Below are 23,232 nucleotides of genomic sequence, written 5' to 3' on the forward strand. Positions count from 1 at the left end.
TACATGTAAAATATATCACTAAAATGTTAACTTGTCAAACATAGATAATTATAACTTAATAAAATCACTTAATCTACATTGTAAAAATATCCATTTTGATATATTATGTGAATGAATATTAAACAGTTTATTTTAAAAACTCTTAGGAGGGTTTTATGAATATAAAGATAATTACTACAAAAAAGATAAATGAAAAATTTTCAATGGAAGGTATAAAGGAATATCAAAAAAGATTATCTAGATACTGTAAGTTAAAATTAGTTCAACTTAAAAATGAAAATGGGTTAGAGAAAGAAATAAATGAAAAAACATACTTGATATTAGTTAATGCTAAAGGTGAAGTAATATCATCAGAACAATTAGCAGACAAGCTATCTAATATGGCACTAAAAGGGCAAAGTGATGTTACTTTCATAGTATCTGAAGAGGAATTACCTTCTGATATAGCTGATAAAGCAGACTTTAAGTTAGCAGTATCTAGAATGGATATAGGTCTTAATGTACTTACATTAACGCTACATGAACAGATTTATAGGGCGTTTAGGATTAATGGGGGGGAACCGTACCACAAATGATTACGGTTTTCTCTAAGATTCAGTATTTGCAATGTATATGAAGTGATAAGCTAAAAGATAGTTACTGAAATAAAGCAAGCAAGAGCCGTACGCACTTGTCACACTTGCATTTTCATTCCTTACAGAATTAGTAAAAGGAATCATTATTATCCTTGCAGTATTGTACCAGAGTGAAAGGAAAAATAATTACATAACTATGAAATAAAAGCCATATTCTATGATCATAGAATATGGCTTTTGTAATTTGGTTCTATTTCCTATTGACAGTATTGGATAAAAGTGTTATATTCACTATAGACCAACTAGTCTAGACTTGGTGGTCTATAAAGATAATAAAGGAGATATAATAAAAATTGAAAGAAAAGTCTTTTGAAAGAAAAACAGAACTTCTTGAGGCAGCATTAGATGAATTTATAACAAAAAACTATGAAGATGCTTCGCTCAATAACATCATAAGAAATGCAAAGATCAGTAAAGGAACTTTTTACTACCACTTTCAGGATAAACAGGCACTTTATCTGTTTTTATTAGAGTCTTCTGTAAGAACCAAATGGGAATTTGTTAGTAAAAGGATTAATGAATATCCAGAAGCATATGAAGGAAAGGACATTTTTGAAAAGTTTAAAATGCAAGCAAGAATTGGTGCAGAATTTGCTATTGCTTTCCCAAAGTTTCATAGGTTGAGTAAGATGTTTACGAAAGAAAAGGGTAACAAAATATACGATATTGCAAAGGGTATATTAGGAAGTGATACGGAAAAATTGCTTGAAGAAATGATAGACAAAGCCATAGAAAATGGAGACTTTAAAAAGGAATTTTCTAAGGATTTTATTGTAAAAACTGTAAGCTACCTGTTTATTCATTTTGATGAGATTTTTTATACGAAAGAGGATTTTGAACTTGAAAAAATGATTGAAAACCTTGATAATTATGTGGACTTTATGAAAGGTGGTTTAGGTAAATAGGGAGTTTATGCAAATATGAGATGGGAGTGAATATTATGGGAAATACTCAACTCAAACGCTATGATAAAATGTTAGCTTTGACCTTTGCAGTATTTACATTATTATTTATTGTTTTGGCATTTACGAATAAGAGCTTTTTCAATTGGGCTTATGAACGCCACCAAAATCAATTAAGCTGGTATTTAAGACCATTATTCCTTATACCCTTTTGTTATTTTGCATATAAAAGAAGTTGGGCTGGTATTTTCGGAACGATTTTTCTTCTTTTAACGAGCATGTTTTGGTTTCCAAGGCCGGAAGTTGTAAGTGACCAAGTAAAACAATTCTTGGAAATGGAAAAGGAATATTTAAGCGGTGATTGGGGAAGTGCAAAAATACTGATGTCACTTCTTATACCCGTCTCGTTTACCGCACTAGCCGTAGCATTCTGGAAGCGCAGCTTATGGTTTGGATTATCCGTTGTTATCTTTATGGCTGTGGCTAAAATGATATGGAGTGTAGCCTTTGGTGGCGAAGCAGGAAAGTCCATCTTTATACCTGCAATTTTAGGGTTAGTAATTTGTATTGGTTTAATTTATCTGGGATTTAGGAAGCTCGAAAAAAAGAATAAATGGTATGATTGATGATTTGATGTCAGAAAAAATATCTATATGGAGCTCTGATTGCCTTGATTTTTCAAGGAATTCAGGGTTCTTTTGTTCATACTGAGTGACTCAATTATTTTGTTAATATAGAAATCTCAGTTACAACGATACGGTGAACCTTACCATAGCGTAATTTATTTAATAGTGGGCGAATATTGAATATGGGTAAAAAGTGAAGCTTTAGATATGATTTCATCAAAAAGATTATAGTACCGCATTAAATTTTTCCTCTATTTGTAGTATAATTTAATCTAAGAATTGGGGAGTGTGAGAACATGAAATTCATTAAATTTTTAACTATCACTGTAGTATTGGTAGGTGTCATTGGTTACGGAGTTTATCACTATGGTACTAAGATTGCTTCCGACAAGGTAGTGAAAATGGTTTTTACAGAACTTGAAGGCAGCGGAGAATTAAAAGAAATAAAGAAAACCATTGAAAGTGATTCTAAACTAAAATCATTTATAGAAGACGCTGAAACAGTAGATAGTAGCAAATTACCGTTTACTACAAAAGAGGAAGCGACTAAGGTATTAATTAAAAAAGTTGGTATTTTTGAACTTAATGATATTAGAGTACAAGTACAGGATGGATCTATTTCTAAAAGAAAGGCCTTTAAAGAAATTCAGGGAAAATTGACGGAAGAGGAAGTTCAGGCATTAAAAGTAATTGCTTATAAAGAGCTATATGAATAGACCTGTGGGGAGGAGGCTGAAAAGTTTAGTCCTCTTTTTATTATATTTAAAACCTCCGTTTATGCCGGTGGTGCAGAGAAAGCTTTCTAGAAAATATGATAGCTAAAGGTAAGATAAGAAAAGAAAGGAGAATGAATTTGTATGAATAAAATAAATAGTCAAGAAGAGGCAATCTTTTCAAATGAACCATGGAAAGTGGTGTTAGACTTCTGGTTTAATCCAGAAAATAAACCATACTGGTTTAAAAAAAGTGAGGATTTTGATAATAAACTACGCAATAAGTTTTATAATATATGGCAAAGTGGATGTCAAGGATTACTATCAGACTGGCGAGTATCGTTACATGGACGTTTAGCAGAAATTATTGTATTAGACCAATTCTCTAGAAACTTATGTCGTGAAAAAGCATGTGCATTTACTCAGGATGGGATGGCTTTAGTATTATCTCAAGAAGCAATAAAACAGCCTGGATTTAGTGAAATGTCAAAGGAAGAAAAAAAGTTTATGATTATGCCGTTTATGCATTCTGAATCATCTGAAATACATAAACAAGCAGTTGTTTTATTCGAAGAACTAGGTGATAAAGAAACAGCTGAATATGAATATCGTCATAAAGAAATTATAGATCGATTTGGCCGTTATCCTCATCGTAATAAGGCTCTTAATCGTAAATATACTCTAGAAGAGATTGAATTTTTGAAACAACCCGGCAGTAGTTTTTAAAAGATTGGAATTGATATAATAATTTATATAATTATTTTCTAAACATCAAAAAAGCCTCCTTTATCGATAATAAGGTAAACCATACTATAAATAACTGAGTCTTGGAAACATATGGTATAATAAAGGATGACTTACTAAGATCGTGGAGGGAACTAGATGAAAAGATTAATAATAACTTTTTGTATATTTGCTACACTGTTATTTACTGGATGTAGGTTAAATTACATGAGCTCTCTATATTCAAAAGATAACAAGATTTCAAGTGACACAAATTCATTTAGTTTAAACAAGGAAGAACAATCGATGGATGATCAAGAGTACATAGGTAAATTAGAATTTGAAGGAATGGATACTATTTGGAAGTATAATGCTGAAAATGATATGAAGATTAAACTTTCATATTTATTATCAGTAAATAAAGGTAAAGCGAAATTAGTTTTAATTGATCCAACAGGAAAGGTAGAAACACTTATTGAGAATAAGGATAGCAACACTCAAAAGAATATAGAAACAATTATGATATCTCTAAAAAAGGGTAAAAATAGGATTAAGCTAGTTGCATCGAATAAAGCACAAATTGAACTTAAACTTAATGTAAATGTGGGTGATCTTAATAAGATTGGATTTGATAGATAAGCAAGTGAAGAAAGATTGGTATGCTAGTCAGTCAAGTTTTTGGGCTCATGAAAAACATATAGTGTTATCAGAAGTGTTTCATTATCCAGAAGAAAAAGTATTTCTAAATCAGGATATTGTTATCTTAGAGTCTGATAACTTTAAAGTTTATAGATCCTATGATCATTATTACTCTGAAGAGGAACTTATACATTTATTAGATAAAAATAAATTTAAAAATTATCATTTCTTTTATGATATTATAGAGGACAATAACTTTGTATCAGATAATGTAGTTTTTACAGTTACACAAAAATAGCTAGATAAGTTTTATAAAAACCTCAGCATAACATATGGCTAACCGTATCATAAGTAACATAGAGTTTTTATCCTGAATTACTAATTGTTTAGTTTACAATAATAAAATCCTCGAGAATAATATCAAGGATTTTATTTTTTACTTAAGTAGAGGATAGAATTACTAAAAATGATCATTTTATAATAAATGGTCATTTTTTTATGTGAAAATAGAATTAGAAGTCAAATAAAAGAAAATAAAGTATAACAAAGTTCAATAAAATACAATAAATTGCTTGACTAATATAAAAAGAATTATTATAATTTGATCATAAACTAATTTTGGAAGGGTGGATTTTTATGGAGAATCAATTCTATACAATAGATAAAGTTGCAGAAATATTAGGTATGCATCATAAAACTATAAGAAAATTTATAAGAGAAGGTAAACTTGGAGCAAACAAAGTTGGAAAGCAATGGAGAATTTCAGTACATGATTTAAGTGTTTTTATGGAAAGAAATAGCGTTAATATTAATGATAAAAAAATAAGTAAAGAATCAAATATTGACTTTCATACTAATGAAGAAGTGGGAGATATTATAAAGAAAAAGATAAATGTATCAACCGTTGTAGATATTAATAATGTAGATAAGGATGAATATTTTAGGATTTCAAATACTCTTATAGCTATAATGAATTGTAAAGACCCTAAAATGGGAAAATCAACAATTAATATGAAATATGATGATAAAGAAAACAGATTAAGAGTAATGTTATGGGGCGGGATAAAGTTTATAGAAGATATGTTAAGTTCAATTTCATTACTTTTAGAACAAAATGATTTACAAGGGGAGAAACACGATGAATTATAGAGTAGTAAAAAAGGACAACAAAAAATATATTAACTATACTTCTTGTGAGACAAAAATTTGTTCAGAACAAGATGTATTAGATCTTATTTCCATTTGTTTTGAAAATAATTCAGATATATTAATACTTCATGTTGAAACAGTATCTGAAGATTTCTTTAATCTTAAAACAAGATTAGCAGGAACGATGTTACAAAAATTTATGAATTATAATATAAAATTAGCCATTATTTTAGACAATGAAGAAAAATTTAATGATAGATTTAAAGAAATGATTATTGAAGCTAATAAAGGAAATCATTTCAGAATATTTAAAAATATTTCAGAAGCTGAAAGTTGGATTTTAAGTTTATGATACTAAAGAGGAAAATAAAACGAAAATGAATATTGCATTTGAAACTCAGGAAGGAAAAAATGATGTTATAAAACATTATGATTTATTTATCGAAAAGTGAATGATCACCATTGTTTATAAGTACTATTATAAATATATATTTATAATAATGAATCTCCTATCTATTAGAATCATAGATAGGAGATTCTTATATTTTTTAGGAGAATAATATGATAGAATTTAGCTATTTAAGGGAAAAATAAAAAATGAATATTCTACTTAAAGGGTATAAGAATTAATTAAGGGTATTTGATTCAAATACATCAAAAGTAGATTGAAGTATTAATATGATGGCGGACATGAACTTAAATTTGATGAAGGCATAAAAATTTATATAGGCATCTACATGCAGATATATCATTAAAATGTTAACTTATAAGACATAATTAATCGATAAAATTAACTAATTTACATTATAAAAATACTTATTTTGATATAATAGATAAAGTATACTTTAAGTCAACAATATTCAGAATGGATATAGATATTAATGCACCTACATTAACGTTACATTAACAGATTCGGTTATTAGTTCAGATTTTCGTATATCTTATTTTGAATATAGATTGAACAAGACATCAGCACAAAGATGTTTATATACTAGGAAATAATGGAGGACAATTTATGAAACTAATGTGGAATTATATTAAAAGATATAAGAGGTATCTTGTATTAAGTGTCTTTTGTGCCTTTGGGTTTGCACTTATAGAGCTTGGACTTCCTACACTATTAGCTATGATGATAGATAAGGGAGTAGCAGTAAAAGACTTTGAAGTAGTAAAAAAAATAGGCCTTTGGATGATAGGAATATGTAGTGTTGGTCTTATTGGATTATTAAGCTTAGCATATTCTGTAAGTAGAATGACAACATTTATAATGAGAGATCTTAGAAGAGATATTTTTAGAAAAATTCAAGGTTACTCTCATTTAGAATATGGAAAGTTTGGAGCAGCATCTTTAAATACTCGTACAATGAACGACGTCTATAAGATAATGACATTTCTACAAACGATTTTAAGAATAGGAATTATAGCACCATTAATGTTTATTAGCAGTTTTATTATGATTATCAAGACAAGTCCATTTTTATCATGGGGACTATTTATCGCCATTCCGATTATAATTGTTGGAGTTATTTTTATTGGTAAAAATGCACAACCTTTGTCTACTAATCAGCAGCTAGGACTAGATGGCATCAATATGATATTTAAAGAGAATCTAACAGGGTTACGTGTTATTCGCGCATTTGGTAATGAGTCTTTTCAAGAAGAGAGATTTAAGGAAGTTAACAATAATTATACAAAAACTTCTAGGAAACTTTTTAAACTAATGGGAATTGCGCAACCAGGATTTTCATTTATCTTTAATATAATTTTTGCTTTTATCATTTGGTTTGGAGCTAAATTAGTGGGATCAGGTGATTTACTAGTGGGTAACCTAGTGGCATTTATTGAGTATATATTCCATGCAATGTTTTCTGCTATGTTATTTGCTAATGTATTTATGATGTATCCACTTGCTGCAGTTTCTGCAAATCGTATTCAGGAGATTTTAGATTCTAATTCAGAAATACATCATAGAGAAAATGGAATAGCAAAGACAGAAACAAAAGGAGTAATAGAGTTTCAAGATGTAACATTTGCCTATCCAGGAGAGAGTGAAGAACCTGTAATTAAGAATGTGTCATTTACTGCAAAGCCTGGAGAAACTGTAGCTTTTATTGGTAGTACAGGTAGTGGTAAATCAACTCTTATTCAATTAATTCCTCGTTTCTATGACGTAACTAGAGGTAGAATCTTAATTGATGGAGTTGATGTTAAAGACTATGATATTAAAATATTAAGACAAAAAATTGGATATGTTCCACAGAAGGCTTTACTTTTTACTGGAACTATTGAAGATAATCTTCGTTATGGAAAACATAACTTAACTCTTGAAGAGCTAAAAGATGCAGTTAGAGTTGCACAAGCAGAAGATTTTATTAATCAAAAACCAGATGGATTTGAAACGTTCTTATCTGAAGGTGGAAGTAATTTGTCAGGTGGACAAAAACAGAGACTAGCTATAGCTAGAGCTATTGTTAGAAAACCTGAGATTTATATATTTGATGATTCTTTCTCAGCACTTGATTATCGAACAGACTTAAAATTACGTACTGCCTTGAAAGAAAAAACAAAGGATTCAACTGTATTAATTGTTGCTCAAAGAGTTGGAACAATTAAAAATGCAGATAAGATTATTGTTTTAAACGAAGGGGAAGTTGTGGCACAAGGAACTCATAAAGAATTGTTGAAAACAAGTAATATTTATTATGATATTGCTTCTTCTCAACTTTCTAAGGAGGAATTGATGAAGGATGAAGAATAATATTCAGGCTTTAAAACGCTTATATACTTACATTAAAGCATATAGATTATATTTTATTTTAGCTTTATTTATGACTGTAATTGCCACTATAACTAATGCGACTATTCCATTTGTAATTGGTCTTGCAGTTACAGAAATGGCTAATAATGTAGCCGATATTATAAAAGGGATAGAAGGAGCTGCGATTAATTATAAATATATTGGAGGAGTTTTAGCTACCTTTATAAGTATAGGTCTTATATCACAGATAACACAATATTTATCTATTTCATTTATGACTAATGTTGTGCAAGGTTCAATGAGAAACTTACGTAAAGATATTACTGAGAAAATCAATAAATTACCTGTTTCTTATTTTGATAGTAGAAAACAAGGCGATATTTTAAGTATTGTTACTAATGATGTAGATGCAATTTCAAATGCTCTTCAGCAAAGTGTGATTCAGATTTTTACAGCAATACTTGGTATCATATTTGCAGTTGCAATGATGATGTATATATCTGTTCCAATGGCATTAATTGCATTATTAATTATACCCCTATCTCTTATTGTGTCTAAATTTATTATTAAAAAATCTCAAAAATATTTTGTGAATCAACAAAACACATTAGGAGATCTTAATGGATATATTGGAGAAGCTTATAGTGGTTTTGATGTTATAAAACTATATGGCAAAGAAGAAGATACAATTAGAGAATTTGAAAGTATAAATGATCGTTTAACACAAAATAGCTTTAAAGCATTCTTTGTATCTGGACTTATGATGCCTCTAGTTGGGCTTATTTCAAATCTTGGATATATAACTATGGCAGTACTTGGTGGCTATTATGCTATTTTAGGTGCTTTAACTGTAGGAAATATGCAGGCATTTATCCAGTATATTTGGCAGATAAATCAGCCTATTTCTCAAATGACACAGTTATCTAATGTAATACAAACTGCAAGTGCAGCTACAATAAGAATATTTAGTATTTTAGATGAAAAGGAAGAATTAGCAGAGATTAATACTGCAAAATTACCAAGCAAAATAGAAGGAAATGTTACATTTGAAAATGTATCCTTTGGATATAATAAAAATGAACCTTTAATTAAAAATTTAAATTTTAGTATAAAAAAAGGAGATAAGGTTGCTATTGTTGGACCTACTGGTGCAGGAAAAACTACACTGATAAATTTATTAATGAGGTTTTATGATATAGATAGTGGTTCTATTAAGATTGATGGTATAGATACTAAAGATATGAAGCGTTCAGATGTACGATCAATTTTTGGAATGGTATTACAAGATGCATGGCTTTATAGTTCAAGTATTAAGGATAATATTGCCTTTGGTAATTTAGATGCATCAGAATCCGAAATAATAAATGCTGCTAAAACAGCAAATGTAGATCATTTTATAAGGACACTTCCAGATGGATATGATACAGAGTTAAATGAAGGTACTTCTAATATATCTCTAGGGCAAAAACAACTATTAACAATTGCACGTGCACTTATCTCTAATCCTAAAATTTTAATTTTAGATGAAGCAACTAGTTCAGTAGATACTCGTTTAGAACTTCTTATACAGAAAGCAATGGATGCTATAATGAAGGGAAGAACAAGTTTTGTTATTGCACACAGACTTTCAACTATTAGAGATGCAGATATAATTTTAGTGATGAATAAAGGAAGTATTATTGAACAAGGAAGTCATGATGAATTAATTGAGAAAAAAGGATTTTATGAAAAGCTATATAATAGTCAATTTGCTAATAGCTAAATATAATCTTGTTTAGTAATAAGATAGAGGGATAGGTATGTACTTCTATTATTACCTATGTAAATATATTGATGAAGTCATGAATTATATTAGTTCAAAACCAAAGCCTTCATCCCTCTATATATTTAGTAGAAATGATAAACCTATTGATTATATATTAAATCATATAGAGTCTTGAGATATATCAATAAATGATGTAGTGATTCATGTAGGAAATACTAATCTATTTTTTGATAGTCTTAATAATAATAGTGTTAGAGAATGTTACAAATATCAATATTATATTTATCATTTAAAAACTTAATTAAAAGTATGATTGAGAAATTTATAAAATATTTTTAGTAGGTTAATGTGAAAAAGTAACATATGGAAAGGAAAACTATACATTACATAGATTAAGTGGATTCAATATAACATATATTTATTCTAAGGGGTCTTCAGACGTTGAAGTATCAAAACTATCCTCTAAATATTCAGCCCCAAACTTATGCATCATTTCCAGAATAGGAACTATTCTTTTACCCAATTCTGTCAATCCATATTCAACCTTTGGTGGAACAACCGGAAAAACCTTTCTATATATAAGTTTATCTTCTTCTAAACTTCTTAACTGTTGCGTAACCATTTTTTGGGTAACATTTGGAAGTTTTTTCTTTATTTCAGTAAATCGAAGTTTCTTGTAACTTAAATACCATAAAATTAGTATTTTCCATTTTCCTGAAAGTATTTTTTGCACTAAAGTCATAGGACATACATCATACTTAAGGCAGTGCTCTTTCATATAGCATTCCTCGTGTCTTTTCATATCCTCTGTCATATAGATCACCTCGTCAATAGTATAGTATCTTTTTGGGTACTATGCAACAAAAAAGTACCTAATTGCTAAAAGTATATTTAAGAGTTACTATCATAATATAAGGAAAAGTTAATTTCTTATAAAAAATATTACTTTCTATAATAGTGTAAGAATGATAACAGTATTTTACAAATGCCATCCTAAGCATATATTAACAATCTTAAATCTCAAATTTCTCACTTAGTTTTTTCAATTAATGATAATAAATGTTCTAAATTAAACATCTGCAATTTAATATACGTAAAAATGCACTATTATAGTTACTACAAAGAATAAAACTGATGTTGACAAAAAAATATTATTAAATAAGGAGATGTAAAAAATGAGTAAAGTACTTTATATCAAAGCGAATGCAAAACCTGAAGGGGTTTCAAGAACTTTTAGAGTTTCTGACAGTTTCGTTGAATCATATAAAGAAAGCCATCCTGATGATGAAGTTATAACCTTAGATTTATACAAAGAAAATATAGGGTTCCTAACAGAGGATGATATTGCTCTTCATAATGTTGAGTTTGGTGAAGGTAAAGATCACCCAGTACTGAAATATGCATATCAATTTCTTGAAGCAGATAAATTTATAATCTCAGCTCCTTTCTGGAATTTAAGCTTTCCTGCAATACTTAAAGCCTATCTTGACTATGTAAGCGTAAGTGGTATTACATTCAAATATACATCACAGGGACCAGTTGGACTATGCCAAGGTAAAAAAGTTATACATTTTGTTACAAGGGGAGGAGCCTATTCACATGAACCCCTATCAGCTTTTGAACTAGGTGATAGATACTTAAGAACACTTCTTGGATTTCTTGGAATAACAGATTTTACTACTGTTGCATTAGAAAATATGGATAGAAGTGACACAAATATTGAATTAGTTGTAACAGATGCAATTAAAGATGCAAGAGAAGAAGCTAAAAACTTCTAATTTTTTAAAATAATTTTAAGGGTGCCAGTCTTATGTCAATTAACACTTTACAATAAGATTGGCACCTTATTAATAAATTTAGAAAAGTAAGCTTCTAAGAATTATAAAGGTATTAGGTTTTATAGAAAAGGTAAGAAAGCTTAGTAGGAATAAACTAACTTATAATGCTCAATTAATTGTATAAGACATAGGAAAGGGGTATTAATATGGATTATTTAAATAACTTAGAAAATAACTTGAAAGAAATTTGTAATGAATGCTGCCATAAAGGAACAGAAAAATGCAGTTATAGAGAGTGTAACATTGGATTTGCTGATTATGTTGTTCAAAATATTAAAAATAAGTCTGTATATTTCATAGCTGATGGAGAAAGTTTAATTCCCAAAAGTGATTTTAAATATTATGATGAAAAAGCAATTGCTAGCGGAATAGCTAATATATGTAGATTATGCAAGGAATGTAATGAAAAACATAATGAAGACTGTATTATAGCTTTGACAAGAAGAACTTTAGAATATACACAATTGAAAAATAAAATAGCATATCCAGGAAATGTAATTCTTTACTTGATGAATGTATCTAAGGAAAGACCAGAATTCTCAGAGTTAATAAAACAAGAATATGTGAGAATAGGATAACTTTACATATAAAATGATGAAGCATATCATGAAGAAGATTAAGCAAATTATTGTCCTCATGGATAATCAAGTCCGCTAAATTCTGACGAGATATATCAAATTTAAAATTGATAAACTGTTGCTCTTGCCTATATAATAGAACTGATTCTGAATATTTACTATTATGTTAATTCGTTTTCTTTCATGATAAATCGGAAATTAAAGAAACAGTAGGTGGTTAATTTGTCTAAAATACCTGAGCATTTAATAGAAAAAGTTAAAGCAATACCATCAAAACCTGGTATCTATCAGATGAAGGATATGTATGGATATGTTATGTATATTGGCAAGAGTAAGACACTTCAGTCAAGAGTAAAGTCTTATTTTTATACTGATCATAAACAGAATAAGATAGAGAGAATGGTATTTCATATACACGATATTGATGTGATTGTTACGGATACACATTTAGAAGCACAGATCCTTGAATGTGCACTTATAAAGAAAATGAAGCCTATATATAATAGTCAGATGAAAAATGATAACAAATATGTATATCTAAAAATAGAAAGTAATCATAGACTTAAACCTTTATCAATAGTTCACAAGAGAGAAAATGAACATTGTATTGGACCTTATAGAAGTAAAAGTAAACTGATAAAGATAATTGAGTTTTTTCAAAATATATATCCAATAACGAAATGTGATAATTTATATAAATTCACATACAAAGTTTTGCCAGAGTCTTTAGATAGAGAGGACTTTGAAAAAAATAAGGAATGTTTAGAAGAAATACTATACAAAGAAGAATGTATGAAGACATTTTTATCTCAAATCTCAGAAAAGATGGATATAGCTGCTTCAAAGTTTCAATTTGAGACTGCTTCTGCTTATAGAGATATATTAGAAAATATAAAGTATCTACATGATAACTATCTAAATCAGATAAAGACATTAGAATATAGAAAGATTTTAATGGGAGAGCAAATAGATGATGGATATAAAGTTTTCTATATTTCAAATAATCGAATAGTATTAAAAAAGAAATACAAAGGGTTAACAAAAGACATTGTAGAAGATTTTTTAAAACAAGCTGATAAATTAGATAAACAAGTAAGTTACATTATGAATGAAAAAAGAGATTTAGACTTTAAAAAAATAATTTATACAGAAATTAAAGACGATGAATCTAAATCAATATTATATATTGATGATGACTACTGCATTGATCAATTTATAAACAAGCTAATAAAAAGTAAGTAGGATTTTAGCATTTTGTTTATTATAATCTTTAAAGCTTAAAAAGATATAACTAACCTCCTTTTAAATAAATTGTTTTTGACATGAATAGCGGATGTACATTCATATAGTATTACAGACGGAAATAAATTTCTTACTGTCATTAATCTTTTTATTTATTTACAATGGGAGGTTGTATATGAAAAACGGATGGGATCTTCTTCTAATCCTTCAAATAGGAACTGGTCTGTTTTGGATTATGACATACATACTTATTATTAAACTTGGATTTCGAGATAAAACATATGGTATGCCAATGGTAGCAATCTGTGCAAATATATCTTGGGAATTCATCTTTTCATTTATTTATCCTAGCAGCTATCCACAAAATATAATTAATATTGTTTGGTTTGTGCTAGATGTTATTATTATGCTTCAATACTTAATTTATGGTCTAAGGGAATTGAAGAAATACACCCAAGTAAAGGGGTTCTATTCATATTTTTTCATAACTTTATGTATAAGTTTTCTAATTATTATTGCTATAACAGTTGAATTTAACGATTTTGAAGGAAAATATGCTGCTTTTTCACAAAATCTAATGATGTCTGGATTATTTATCGCATTATTATCTAGAAGAGGCAATCTGAGGGGTCAATCTATATACATAGCAATTTTTAAAATGATCGGTAGCTTATTTGCTGCTATTGCTTTCTTTATGTACTTTAGATCATATTTAATCACGATAGTTTCTATAGCTACGTTGATTTATGATTGGATTTATGTAGTTCTTGTATGTAAATTGCATAATAAAAGGACTAAAAAAGTGATAAATTATTCGATCTAATTATAATAAACTTAGAAATGTCATCTTTTGCTTTAAAATTAAAAAAGACCTTTTACTGTTTCAAATCTATACTAAATAATTTCTAGAATGATCAATAGCCTATTTATTGCTATTGATTTTTTTACATTTTAGATTCCACTTAACTATAATTATCTTTATAGCTATTACTTATGATCAGAGTTATACGTTTTTGTGTGCAAACTTTAATACTAAATTACTATAATTAAGCTAGTATTTCTGTAAAAAGTTATTCTAATTTATTAGAAGAAGATATATTTTCTAATCCCCACTTACACATCTCATTTAAAATAGGCATGAGACTTTTACCTTTTTCACTTAAGGAATATTCAACCTTAGGAGGTATCTGGGAAAATTGTTTTCTAATTATGATATCGTCACGCTCTAGTTCTTTAAGTTGAGCACTTAACATTTTGTGAGTAATCAAGCAGATATTTCGTTTGATTTCACTATAGCGAAGCTTTTGACCACATGCTAACTCATACATTATCTTCATCTTCCATTTACCTCCGATAATATCAAGAGTGTATTCAAAAGGGGCCTTTTTACTAGGACATAAATTTTTCATCTTATATCACTCTCCTAATGGTAAGTATATTACAAATAAGTGCATACTTCCTTCATTTGTACAGGACAATTATAATAAAAGTTGTAAGTATTATCAATAAATCATATACGGATAAGGGGGAAATGATTGTGGTAAGTAGTATGAATCCAATCAAAATAAAAAATGTGACCTTTAAAAATAGAGTAGTTATGGCTCCGATGGTACGTTTCGGATTGTCAGCGGAAAATGGTATAATGGGTCAAAAGTTAGTTGATCACTATAAGAAAAGAGCTAATACTGGTATCGGACTTATGATTACTCAAGCTCTTTCAGTGAATGAAGGGAAAGATTTCGCTGGAGGTGCAGGGGCGTATAGTGAGGATCATATTAGTTACTTGGCAGATATAAGAAAAACTTGTCATGACAGTGGTACAAGACTTTTTGCTCAATTAATTTATCCAGGTTTTGCTTATTATGATGATAATTCATATGATATTAATAAAATATCTAAACATGATTTAATTAAAATAAGAGATGGGTTTATTCGTGGTGCAGAAATATGTAAAAAAGCAGGACTCGATGGGATAGAAATGCATGGTGCTCATAGTTTTTTCCTAAATATGATGTCATCACCTATTTCTAATCATCGTATAGATAAATATGGTGGAGATATTAATGAAAGACTACTTTTAGTAAAGGAAATAGTAGAAGGAATTAGAAGCTTCGCTGATGATGACTTTATAATATCATACAGAATGGGGTGGAATGATAGACTTGATACTGATATTGAAATGGCTAAAGTTCTTGAAAAACTAGGTATAGAACTACTTCATATTTCTTCTGGTATTCCAAAAGACAGAAGAGTTGAAGTGCCTGAAAACTTTCCATTTAATAATATTGTTTATACTGGTACCCAAGTTAAAAAGCATGTTAATGTTCCTGTCATTGTAGTTAATGATATTAGAACACTTAACAGAGGAAATTATCTACTTGAACATGATATGTGTGACTTTATAGCATATGGTAAGCCATTTCTTGCAGATGAAAAGTTTATGATTAAATCCTTAGTGGATGGGGATTATAAGGCTTGCTTAGGATGTAAACAATGTCAATGGTATATAAATGGCGAGAAATGTCCTGTGCAAATAAAAGCTCAAAACGGAAGATAATATAAAGTATTTTAATTTATTTATAGGTTACATTTGCAAGTATTCATAATTATAAAATAACCAATTTTATATCATTGAAACTTAACTGTAAGTTAAAATATTGATTGAAGGCTGTAATCAATAAACATTAAAATATATCACAAGATGTTTAGATTCAAGATAAACATGAACCGATTACATTGTATATGTAAAATAAATTGAATACTAATTTTAACCTTATGCTTCACTTCCACCATTGGAATCCACTAGAATCATATTGATGAAATATCTAATATGTTTTTTAAATAAGCATTTATTGACAATAATAAGATTAAACTATACTATATACTTAACTAAAATTTATGATTATATAAAAAGGAGATTTAAGGAGATGTGCACTACAGTTCTTAATTAAACTATTAAAAATAAATAGTGTGAAATGCTTAAAAAGTTCTGGAATAGGGCTTATTTAATCATGCATTTTAAGAACAATATCTTCTATTAAACTCTTTTATATAAAAATGAAATAACTACAAATGCACATATAAAAATATATATGCTTATTTATGTTACGATTAAAATAGGGATAAATATATATCGTGTGTTAAGTTTAATTTTAATATATTAAAAGACCTTTATAAAAATAAAATCCCCATGGATGATATTGTTCATCTTTGGGGATTTTTTATTTTTTTATGTAAGGAGGGATGGAGATGGTGTTAAAAGCTTAAGTATATAAAAAGATATATAAAGATAAAGTAATAATTGATATAGAGAAAATTCATATACATGATAATGAACGTACGAGTAATTTAGATATAACAAAATAAGTTGTTGTATAGAAAATGAATTAAAAAATATAAAGGAGATAGATATATGAATAAATTCGGCCCAAATCCAGATAGTATTTACCCTAATGAAAACATAAAGAGTATTTGTTATATAAAAAATGTTATAAAAAATCCTAATATTCAGGTTGGAGACTACACTTATTATGATGATATAAATGGAGCAGAAAAGTTCGAAGAACATGTTACTCATCATTATGAATTTATAGGTGATAAACTTATTATAGGAAAATTTTGTGCAATAGCAAAAGGAATAGAATTTGTTATGAATGGTGCAAATCATAGAATGAACTCTATAACTACATATCCTTTTAATATTATGGGGAGTGGATGGGAAAAAGCTGCACCTACTCTTGAAGATTTACCTATAAAAGGTGATACTGTAGTTGGTAATGATGTGTGGATTGGACAGAATGTTACAGTAATGCCTGGTGTTCATATTGGAGATGGTTCAATTATTGCTGCTAATTCTGTAGTAACAAAAGATGTTCCACCGTATCATATTGCTGGAGGTAATCCATGTAAAATTATAAAAAAGAGATTTGATGATGAATTGATTGATTATTTATTAAAATTAAAATGGTGGGATTGGTCTGAAGAAAAGATCTTTAAAAATCTTGAAGTACTTTGTAGCTCAGATTTAGATAAAATTAAGTCCATATAGATATTATGAAAGCTTGGACTTTTGAGATGTTGAGGTTATAAAAGATGGACTATATGTTGGTAATAGCGTGAAAAAAATAATATAAAAATTTAATTGAAAGGACTATAATTATGAAATTTGATGAATTATATGATATTGCAAAAAATACATTAAAACCTAGAAAACTTTCTAAAAACTCTTATGCTGGCTCTGTTGCAGCAGCTATTTTAAGTGAAAGTGGAAAAGTTTATACTGGAGTATGCATAGATACCCCTTGTTCTATGGGATTTTGTGCAGAACATGCAGCTATTGCAGCTATGATTACTGCTGGAGAAAATAAAATAACAAAAGTAATTGCGGTTTATGAGGATGGAACAATAATTCCACCCTGTGGAAGATGTAGAGAATTCATTTGTCAAATTCATGATGAAAACTATAAATGTGAAGTAATGATAAAAAAGGATGTAATACTTACTATCAGTGATTTGCTACCATATAGATGGGAGTAGAATTAGTTTGTAATCATATATACAAAAACATCAGAAAAAAGGAGGAAAGTAGTATGATGAAACTTATTATTAACACATAGCAAAGGCTACTGTGTTAAAAACATAATTAAGAAAATAGCCTTTGTTTAATCCTAAATAAGAAAAGTTAAAATTAGGAGGAACACAATGAGCTATATTAAAGCTAAAGATATATTTCCAAAAGAGATAATTGATTTAATCCATCAGTATGTAGATGGAGAATATATATATATTCCTAAAAAACAGGATAATAAAAAGAAATGGGGAGAAACAACTAATACAAGAAAAGAAATTGAAACTAGAAATAGAAATATTTATGAAGAGTATAATAGGGGTATGGATAAAGAGTATATTGCTAACAAGTATTTTTTATCAAGGAAAAGCATAGACAGAATTATTTTACAGCACAAAAGAAAATAATTAATTTAATGAGTCATAAACTAGTTTTATATAGTTTATGGCTCATTTTTATTTGGTAAAAGTTATTAAGGTTGTTATATAAAAAATACTAAGATAAGGTATAACAAGATAATGTAAATATAATAAAGGAGAAACTAAAAATGAGTGAAACCTTATTAATTAATGATAAAAAATATATTTATAGGTGTAATTACAAAGATGACAGTACATTAAGAAATAGTTTTAATAGATTAACAGAAAAAACTTATGGTTTTAATTTTAAACAATGGTATGAGAATGGTTATTGGGGAGATAAATATATACCATATTCTTTGTTAGACGGAGATAACGTAGTATCAAATGTTTCAGTAAATATCATAGATTTTTTGATTTTAGGAGAACAAAAGAGAGATGTATTTGCAATAAAAGAAGTAAAATTAGATAAAATTATTAACGCAATGATGAATGAGAAAACTAAGAAAGTAGTTTTAGGATTTACTCCAAATAATATTTCTTCTTATGAAAAAAGCCTGGTGAATGAGGAGGATACTACTCTTTTTATCAAGATAGGAAAAGATAATCCATTTAAAATAAGAGACTTAATGTTCCCAGTATTGTCTCATGCATAATGATAAATAAGAGAGTTGAAGATTCTATATTGATGCAAAATAGATGTATTGAAAAAATTCCAAATTTATGTATAATATAAATAGACTTAAATATAAACATGAAAAGAATATAAATGTAAAGGTGTTGTAAATATGCGCAAAGGGATAGTTTTTAACTAAACCAACTGAATAAGGATTATTTTTAGAAAGTACGTCAAAAAAATCTTAAATTATTTAAGGTTTATTCATGGTAGAATTAATTTTAAAAATATTGATTGTTACCATGTTTATTTGTGTGCTTCTAAAATAATCATTATTATAATGAGCATGTTACACCTTATTTGCATAATAGGAAATCCGTGTTCTAAACACGGTATTTTTATGCCTATTTTTGCTACATTTATAGATATGAGATAAGATTTTAATTTATATAACTTAGTAATAAGTTGTACTAATTAAAGTCCTATATTTCATGTTTATATTTTAGGTCATATATAATTATAAAAATTATAAGGCCGTAAGTGAACTTGTGTTCATTTACGGCCTTTTTTATTTGGGGGGATTATGATGATGGTTAATACATTTAAAATATCTATATTACAAAGTACAAACAAACTTTTTCATAATATAAGGACGGTGAATAATTAATGGTTAAAAAACTTTCAGCATATAAAATTTATTTATTATTTTCAGCTATTACAGCAATGTGTTTTTCATTGGTGGTTACAGTTATGATAGTGTACCACATTGAAAAGGTTCATTTAAATCCACTTCAGCTTATACTTGTTGGAACTACATTGGAAACAGCATGCTTTCTATTTGAAATTCCCACAGGCATAGTTGCAGATGTATATAGCCGTAAATTGTCTATTATTATTGGTGCAGTTTTGACAGGGTTAGGATTTATTTTAGAAGGTTCTATATCTAGTTTTGCTTTTATACTTGTGTCACAGATAGTATGGGGACTAGGTTCTACCTTTGTTAGCGGATCTGTTGAGGCGTGGATTGCAGAAGAAGAAAAAACTAAAGATTTAGATCAAATATATATAAGAGGAGCACAAGCGGGACAAATCGGCACAGTTATAGGAATAATACTAAGCACTATAATAGGTAATTTATCTGTTAGACTGCCTATTATATTAAGCGGATGTTTATTTATAGTTTTTGCATTATTTTTAGCACTGTATATGCCAGAAAACAATTTTAAGCCATCTGCTCCTAAAGATTTAAATACTTTTAAAAAGATGGGATATACCTTTAAATCTGGTTTTAAATTTATAAAAAGTAAATCTATAATAATGATTTTACTTTCTGTAACTTTGTTTTATGGTTTATCCAGTGAAGGCTATGATAGACTTTCCAATGCACATTTCTTGCAGGATACTACACTTCCTAAGCTTGGGAATCTTCAGCCAGTGACTTGGTTTGGTATTTTCGGCATTGCAGGGATGATATTAAGTGCTATAGTAATGCAGTTTGTAGCAAAGAAGCTAGAGAAAAAGGACAAGATTCAAAGTGGAAAGATATTATTAGCTACAAATATATTCTATATATCCTTTATGTTAGTATTTGCCCTTACAAAGAACTTTAGTTTAATGCTAATAACTTATTTAGCAACAAATATGTTTAGAACTATAAATGAGCCCATATTTAATGCATGGTTAAATAGTCATATAGATGATAATGCAAGAGCTACTGTACTTTCTATAAATGGACAAATAAATGCTTTAGGTCAAATTTTAGGTGGACCAATTATAGGAATCATAGCTACAAAAATTTCTGTAAGTATTGGCATAGCATGTACTTCACTATTGGTAACACCAGTATTAGTACTATATATTATTTCTATAATAATAGATAAAAAGGATGCTAATAGGGTTAAAGTGGGGAATGATATATATGAAAACAATTAATATAGGGATTGTAGCTCACGTTGATGCTGGAAAAACAACTACAACTGAGAATCTTTTATATTACAGTGGAGCTATAAAAACGGTGGGTAAAGTTGATTTAGGAAATACACAAACAGATTCAATGGAACTTGAGCGTGAGAGAGGAATTACTATCAAATCATCAGCTATATCCTTTGTTTGGAATAATGTTAAAGTAAATATTATCGATACCCCAGGGCATGTAGATTTTGTTTCTGAAGTAGAACGATCTTTAAGTGTTTTAGATGGAGCAATATTAGTTGTATCAGCAGTAGAAGGAATTCAGTCACAAACAAGAATATTATTTAACACATTAAAGGCTTTAAAAATTCCAACAATAATTTTTATAAATAAGCTAGATAGAACTGGATCAGATTATAATAAAGTTTTTAAAGAAATAAAAAAGACTATGTGTAATAAAGTAGTTAGATTACAAAAGGTATATAATGAGGGAAGCAAAGATGTTCATTTAAATAATTTATCTGAAATAAACACAGTAAATGATGATATTATTGATGTTTTATCTGATTTAGATGATGTGTTTTTAGAGGAATATGTTAACGGAATAGAGCATGATAAAAAAGAAATACAAAAAAAGCTTTCATTTTATTCAAAAAAAGGGAGTTTATATACTGTACTTTGTGGATCTGCATCAATTGGTATTGGCGTTGAGAATTTATTAGATGGAATTTGCAGCTATCTACCACTTGCTAATGAGGATTGTAGCAGTGATTTATCTGGAATAGTGTTTAAAATTGAAAGAACAAGTACAAATGAAAAGAAAGTTTATGTAAGGCTATTTGGCGGTAAAATATCTGTAAGAGATAAAATAAAAGTACCTAATAAGGATATAGTAGAAAAAGTGAAGAAAATTAATGTGCCGGAAAATGGTAAGTTTATTGAAGCATCAAGTATAGAAGCGGGTGATATTGGTATTTTGTATGGCCTTACAAATTTTCAGATTGGAGATGTTATTGGAGCTTCAAATGATAGAATAAAAAATATATCTATAACTAAACCAACATTAAAAACTACTATCTCTGCTGTTAACAAAGAAGAAAATGGAGACTTATTTAAGGCTTTAATATCTCTTACAGAAGAAGACCCAATGTTAGAATTAGGTATGAATGACAGTGATAAAGAAATTTATGTTAATTTATTTGGCGAGGTTCAAATGGAAATACTAAGTTCTATATTAGATGAATTCTATGGAATAAAAGTAGAATTTTCAAATATCCAGACCATTTATAAAGAGACTCCTAAAAGTGTTGGTACATCAGTAATGTACATGCAGGAAGGATTAAACCTTTTCTGGGCAACGGTAGGTTTAAAAATAGAGCCTGCCAAAAGAGGTGAAGGACTTAAATATATCTCAAATGTTTCAGTAGGATCATTACCAAAATCTTTTCAAAACGCAATCGAAGAAGCAGTTATTAAGACAAGTAAACAAGGACTATTTGGTTGGGAAGTTACTGACATGAAAGTTACACTTACTTGTGGTGAATTTTCTAGTCCAGTTAGCACTCCAGCTGATTTTAGAGATGTAACTCCTATGGTGTTTATGGAGGCGTTATATGAAGCTAAAACTGACTTGCTAGAACCTTTACATGAATTTGAACTCAGGATTCCCCAAAAGGTTTTGAGTAAAGCCATTTGGGATTTAGAAGTTATGAGAGCTACCTTTGATAATCCGATTATTGTTGAAGATGAATTTTTAATAAAAGGTCTAATTCCTGTAGAAAATTCAAAAGACTACAAGCTAAAAATAGCTTCATATACAGAAGGTAAGGGAATGTTTTTAACAAAATTTTTTGGATACAAGGAGGTTCCCTTTGAATTAGCTAAAACTCGTCAAAAAACAACCTACGATCCTTTGAATAAAAAAGAGTATTTACTTCATAAGTTAAATGCAATCAGAGACTAATTACAATAGAACGCTTAAGGTAGAGATAGAAGTATTTTGTGACTTTAAACTATTTAATGCAAATTATATCTCTGTGTTATTTCTTACTATGTATAGAGTATTTAGTCAATACATTTTATTTATATCTGAAAAGATATATAATATGAGCTATAAGAGACATCAGACTTAGATGTCTTTTGTAGTTTATACATCTTTTTACTTTAATAAAAATAAGAAGCTTGAAAATAAAAATATAAAGTAGAGAATAG

24 protein-coding genes are annotated in these 23,232 nt (G+C 28.4%); 22 read left to right on the top strand and 2 right to left on the bottom strand.

The window, feature by feature from the left end; all coding sequences use genetic code 11:
• The first annotated feature begins 155 nt into the window (after nucleotides 1-155).
• The 11 genes from CLPU_RS12760 to CLPU_RS12810 all read left to right on the top strand — a co-directional run bounded on the left by CLPU_RS12760 (nucleotide 156) and on the right by CLPU_RS12810 (nucleotide 9,907).
• Complete coding sequence (locus CLPU_RS12760; protein WP_050356060.1) at nucleotides 156-575, top strand: 23S rRNA (pseudouridine(1915)-N(3))-methyltransferase RlmH; 420 nt, start codon at nucleotides 156-158, stop codon at nucleotides 573-575.
• Between the two features lie 353 nt (nucleotides 576-928).
• Nucleotides 929-1,540 (top strand): TetR/AcrR family transcriptional regulator, encoded by a 612-nt coding sequence (locus CLPU_RS12765; RefSeq protein ID WP_050356061.1) that lies wholly within the window; start codon nucleotides 929-931, stop codon nucleotides 1,538-1,540.
• A 35-nt stretch (nucleotides 1,541-1,575) separates the two neighbouring features.
• Nucleotides 1,576-2,163 (top strand): hypothetical protein, encoded by a 588-nt coding sequence (locus CLPU_RS12770; RefSeq protein ID WP_050356062.1) that lies wholly within the window; start codon nucleotides 1,576-1,578, stop codon nucleotides 2,161-2,163.
• Between the two features lie 296 nt (nucleotides 2,164-2,459).
• Nucleotides 2,460-2,879 (top strand): hypothetical protein, encoded by a 420-nt coding sequence (locus CLPU_RS12775; RefSeq protein ID WP_050356063.1) that lies wholly within the window; start codon nucleotides 2,460-2,462, stop codon nucleotides 2,877-2,879.
• 198 nt (nucleotides 2,880-3,077) lie between these two features.
• Nucleotides 3,078-3,602: a DUF924 family protein gene (locus tag CLPU_RS12780; RefSeq protein WP_235436182.1), complete on the top strand. Its 525-nt coding sequence runs from the start codon at nucleotides 3,078-3,080 to the stop codon at nucleotides 3,600-3,602.
• A gap of 156 nt (nucleotides 3,603-3,758) precedes the next feature.
• Nucleotides 3,759-4,238 carry a hypothetical protein gene (locus CLPU_RS12785; protein ID WP_050356065.1) on the top strand — a complete coding sequence of 160 codons (480 nt, stop codon included), beginning with the start codon at nucleotides 3,759-3,761 and terminating at the stop codon, nucleotides 4,236-4,238.
• Nucleotides 4,222-4,536: a hypothetical protein gene (locus tag CLPU_RS12790; RefSeq protein ID WP_050356066.1), complete on the top strand. Its 315-nt coding sequence runs from the start codon at nucleotides 4,222-4,224 to the stop codon at nucleotides 4,534-4,536. The genes CLPU_RS12785 and CLPU_RS12790 overlap by 17 nt, the downstream gene beginning before the upstream one ends.
• A gap of 338 nt (nucleotides 4,537-4,874) precedes the next feature.
• On the top strand, nucleotides 4,875-5,387 hold the full coding sequence (locus CLPU_RS12795; protein WP_050356067.1) for a helix-turn-helix domain-containing protein: 513 nt from the start codon (nucleotides 4,875-4,877) through the stop codon (nucleotides 5,385-5,387).
• Nucleotides 5,377-5,739 (top strand): DUF4180 domain-containing protein, encoded by a 363-nt coding sequence (locus CLPU_RS12800; protein ID WP_050356068.1) that lies wholly within the window; start codon nucleotides 5,377-5,379, stop codon nucleotides 5,737-5,739. The genes CLPU_RS12795 and CLPU_RS12800 overlap by 11 nt, the downstream gene beginning before the upstream one ends.
• Nucleotides 5,740-6,402: 663 nt before the next feature.
• Complete coding sequence (locus CLPU_RS12805) at nucleotides 6,403-8,145, top strand: ABC transporter ATP-binding protein (RefSeq protein ID WP_050356069.1); 1,743 nt, start codon at nucleotides 6,403-6,405, stop codon at nucleotides 8,143-8,145.
• On the top strand, nucleotides 8,135-9,907 hold the full coding sequence (locus CLPU_RS12810) for an ABC transporter ATP-binding protein (protein WP_050356070.1): 1,773 nt from the start codon (nucleotides 8,135-8,137) through the stop codon (nucleotides 9,905-9,907). The genes CLPU_RS12805 and CLPU_RS12810 overlap by 11 nt, the downstream gene beginning before the upstream one ends.
• Before the next feature lie 421 nt (nucleotides 9,908-10,328).
• On the opposite strand, the gene CLPU_RS12815 is transcribed toward CLPU_RS12810, so the two are convergent.
• Complete coding sequence (locus CLPU_RS12815; RefSeq protein WP_050356071.1) at nucleotides 10,329-10,724, bottom strand: winged helix-turn-helix transcriptional regulator; 396 nt, start codon at nucleotides 10,722-10,724, stop codon at nucleotides 10,329-10,331.
• Between the two features lie 361 nt (nucleotides 10,725-11,085).
• Between CLPU_RS12815 and CLPU_RS12820 the strand changes: the two genes are divergently transcribed.
• The 4 genes from CLPU_RS12820 (at nucleotide 11,086) to CLPU_RS12835 (ending at nucleotide 14,391) form a co-directional block, all read left to right on the top strand.
• Nucleotides 11,086-11,688, top strand: coding sequence for an FMN-dependent NADH-azoreductase (locus CLPU_RS12820; protein ID WP_050356072.1), 603 nt, complete (start codon nucleotides 11,086-11,088; stop codon nucleotides 11,686-11,688).
• A gap of 206 nt (nucleotides 11,689-11,894) precedes the next feature.
• On the top strand, nucleotides 11,895-12,326 hold the full coding sequence (locus tag CLPU_RS12825) for a hypothetical protein (protein ID WP_050356073.1): 432 nt from the start codon (nucleotides 11,895-11,897) through the stop codon (nucleotides 12,324-12,326).
• Between the two features lie 222 nt (nucleotides 12,327-12,548).
• Nucleotides 12,549-13,568 carry a GIY-YIG nuclease family protein gene (locus tag CLPU_RS12830; RefSeq protein ID WP_050356074.1) on the top strand — a complete coding sequence of 340 codons (1,020 nt, stop codon included), beginning with the start codon at nucleotides 12,549-12,551 and terminating at the stop codon, nucleotides 13,566-13,568.
• Between the two features lie 175 nt (nucleotides 13,569-13,743).
• Nucleotides 13,744-14,391 carry a transmembrane-type terpene cyclase gene (locus CLPU_RS12835; protein ID WP_050356075.1) on the top strand — a complete coding sequence of 216 codons (648 nt, stop codon included), beginning with the start codon at nucleotides 13,744-13,746 and terminating at the stop codon, nucleotides 14,389-14,391.
• 247 nt (nucleotides 14,392-14,638) lie between these two features.
• Here CLPU_RS12835 and CLPU_RS12840 read toward each other — a convergent pair whose 3' ends face one another.
• Nucleotides 14,639-14,977, bottom strand: a complete 339-nt coding sequence (locus CLPU_RS12840) for a winged helix-turn-helix transcriptional regulator (protein ID WP_050356076.1) — start codon at nucleotides 14,975-14,977, stop codon at nucleotides 14,639-14,641.
• A 128-nt stretch (nucleotides 14,978-15,105) separates the two neighbouring features.
• On the opposite strand from CLPU_RS12840, the gene CLPU_RS12845 reads away from it, so the two are divergent.
• The 7 genes from CLPU_RS12845 (at nucleotide 15,106) to tet (ending at nucleotide 22,984) form a co-directional block, all read left to right on the top strand.
• Entirely contained in the window at nucleotides 15,106-16,125 is a 1,020-nt protein-coding gene (locus CLPU_RS12845; RefSeq protein ID WP_050356077.1) for an oxidoreductase, read from the top strand.
• Between the two features lie 855 nt (nucleotides 16,126-16,980).
• Nucleotides 16,981-17,616, top strand: a complete 636-nt coding sequence (locus CLPU_RS12850; protein WP_050356078.1) for a Vat family streptogramin A O-acetyltransferase — start codon at nucleotides 16,981-16,983, stop codon at nucleotides 17,614-17,616.
• A 110-nt stretch (nucleotides 17,617-17,726) separates the two neighbouring features.
• Nucleotides 17,727-18,104 carry a cytidine deaminase family protein gene (locus CLPU_RS12855; RefSeq protein ID WP_050356079.1) on the top strand — a complete coding sequence of 126 codons (378 nt, stop codon included), beginning with the start codon at nucleotides 17,727-17,729 and terminating at the stop codon, nucleotides 18,102-18,104.
• A 165-nt stretch (nucleotides 18,105-18,269) separates the two neighbouring features.
• Complete coding sequence (locus CLPU_RS12860) at nucleotides 18,270-18,542, top strand: CD3324 family protein (RefSeq protein ID WP_050356080.1); 273 nt, start codon at nucleotides 18,270-18,272, stop codon at nucleotides 18,540-18,542.
• 140 nt (nucleotides 18,543-18,682) lie between these two features.
• Nucleotides 18,683-19,150, top strand: coding sequence for a hypothetical protein (locus tag CLPU_RS12865; RefSeq protein WP_050356081.1), 468 nt, complete (start codon nucleotides 18,683-18,685; stop codon nucleotides 19,148-19,150).
• 626 nt (nucleotides 19,151-19,776) lie between these two features.
• A complete protein-coding gene (gene tetA(P) / locus CLPU_RS12870) occupies nucleotides 19,777-21,042 on the top strand; it encodes a tetracycline efflux MFS transporter TetA(P) (RefSeq protein ID WP_050356082.1) in 1,266 nt (421 codons plus the stop codon).
• The gene (gene tet, locus CLPU_RS12875) at nucleotides 21,029-22,984 is read left to right on the top strand and encodes a tetracycline resistance ribosomal protection protein (protein WP_050356083.1); all 1,956 of its coding nucleotides are present in this window, start codon (nucleotides 21,029-21,031) and stop codon (nucleotides 22,982-22,984) included. Before tetA(P) ends, tet begins: the two co-directional genes overlap by 14 nt.
• Nucleotides 22,985-23,232 lie beyond the last annotated feature (248 nt).

The organism is Gottschalkia purinilytica (assembly GCF_001190785.1).
GTDB classification, from domain to species: Bacteria; Bacillota; Clostridia; order Tissierellales; family Gottschalkiaceae; genus Gottschalkia_A; species Gottschalkia_A purinilytica.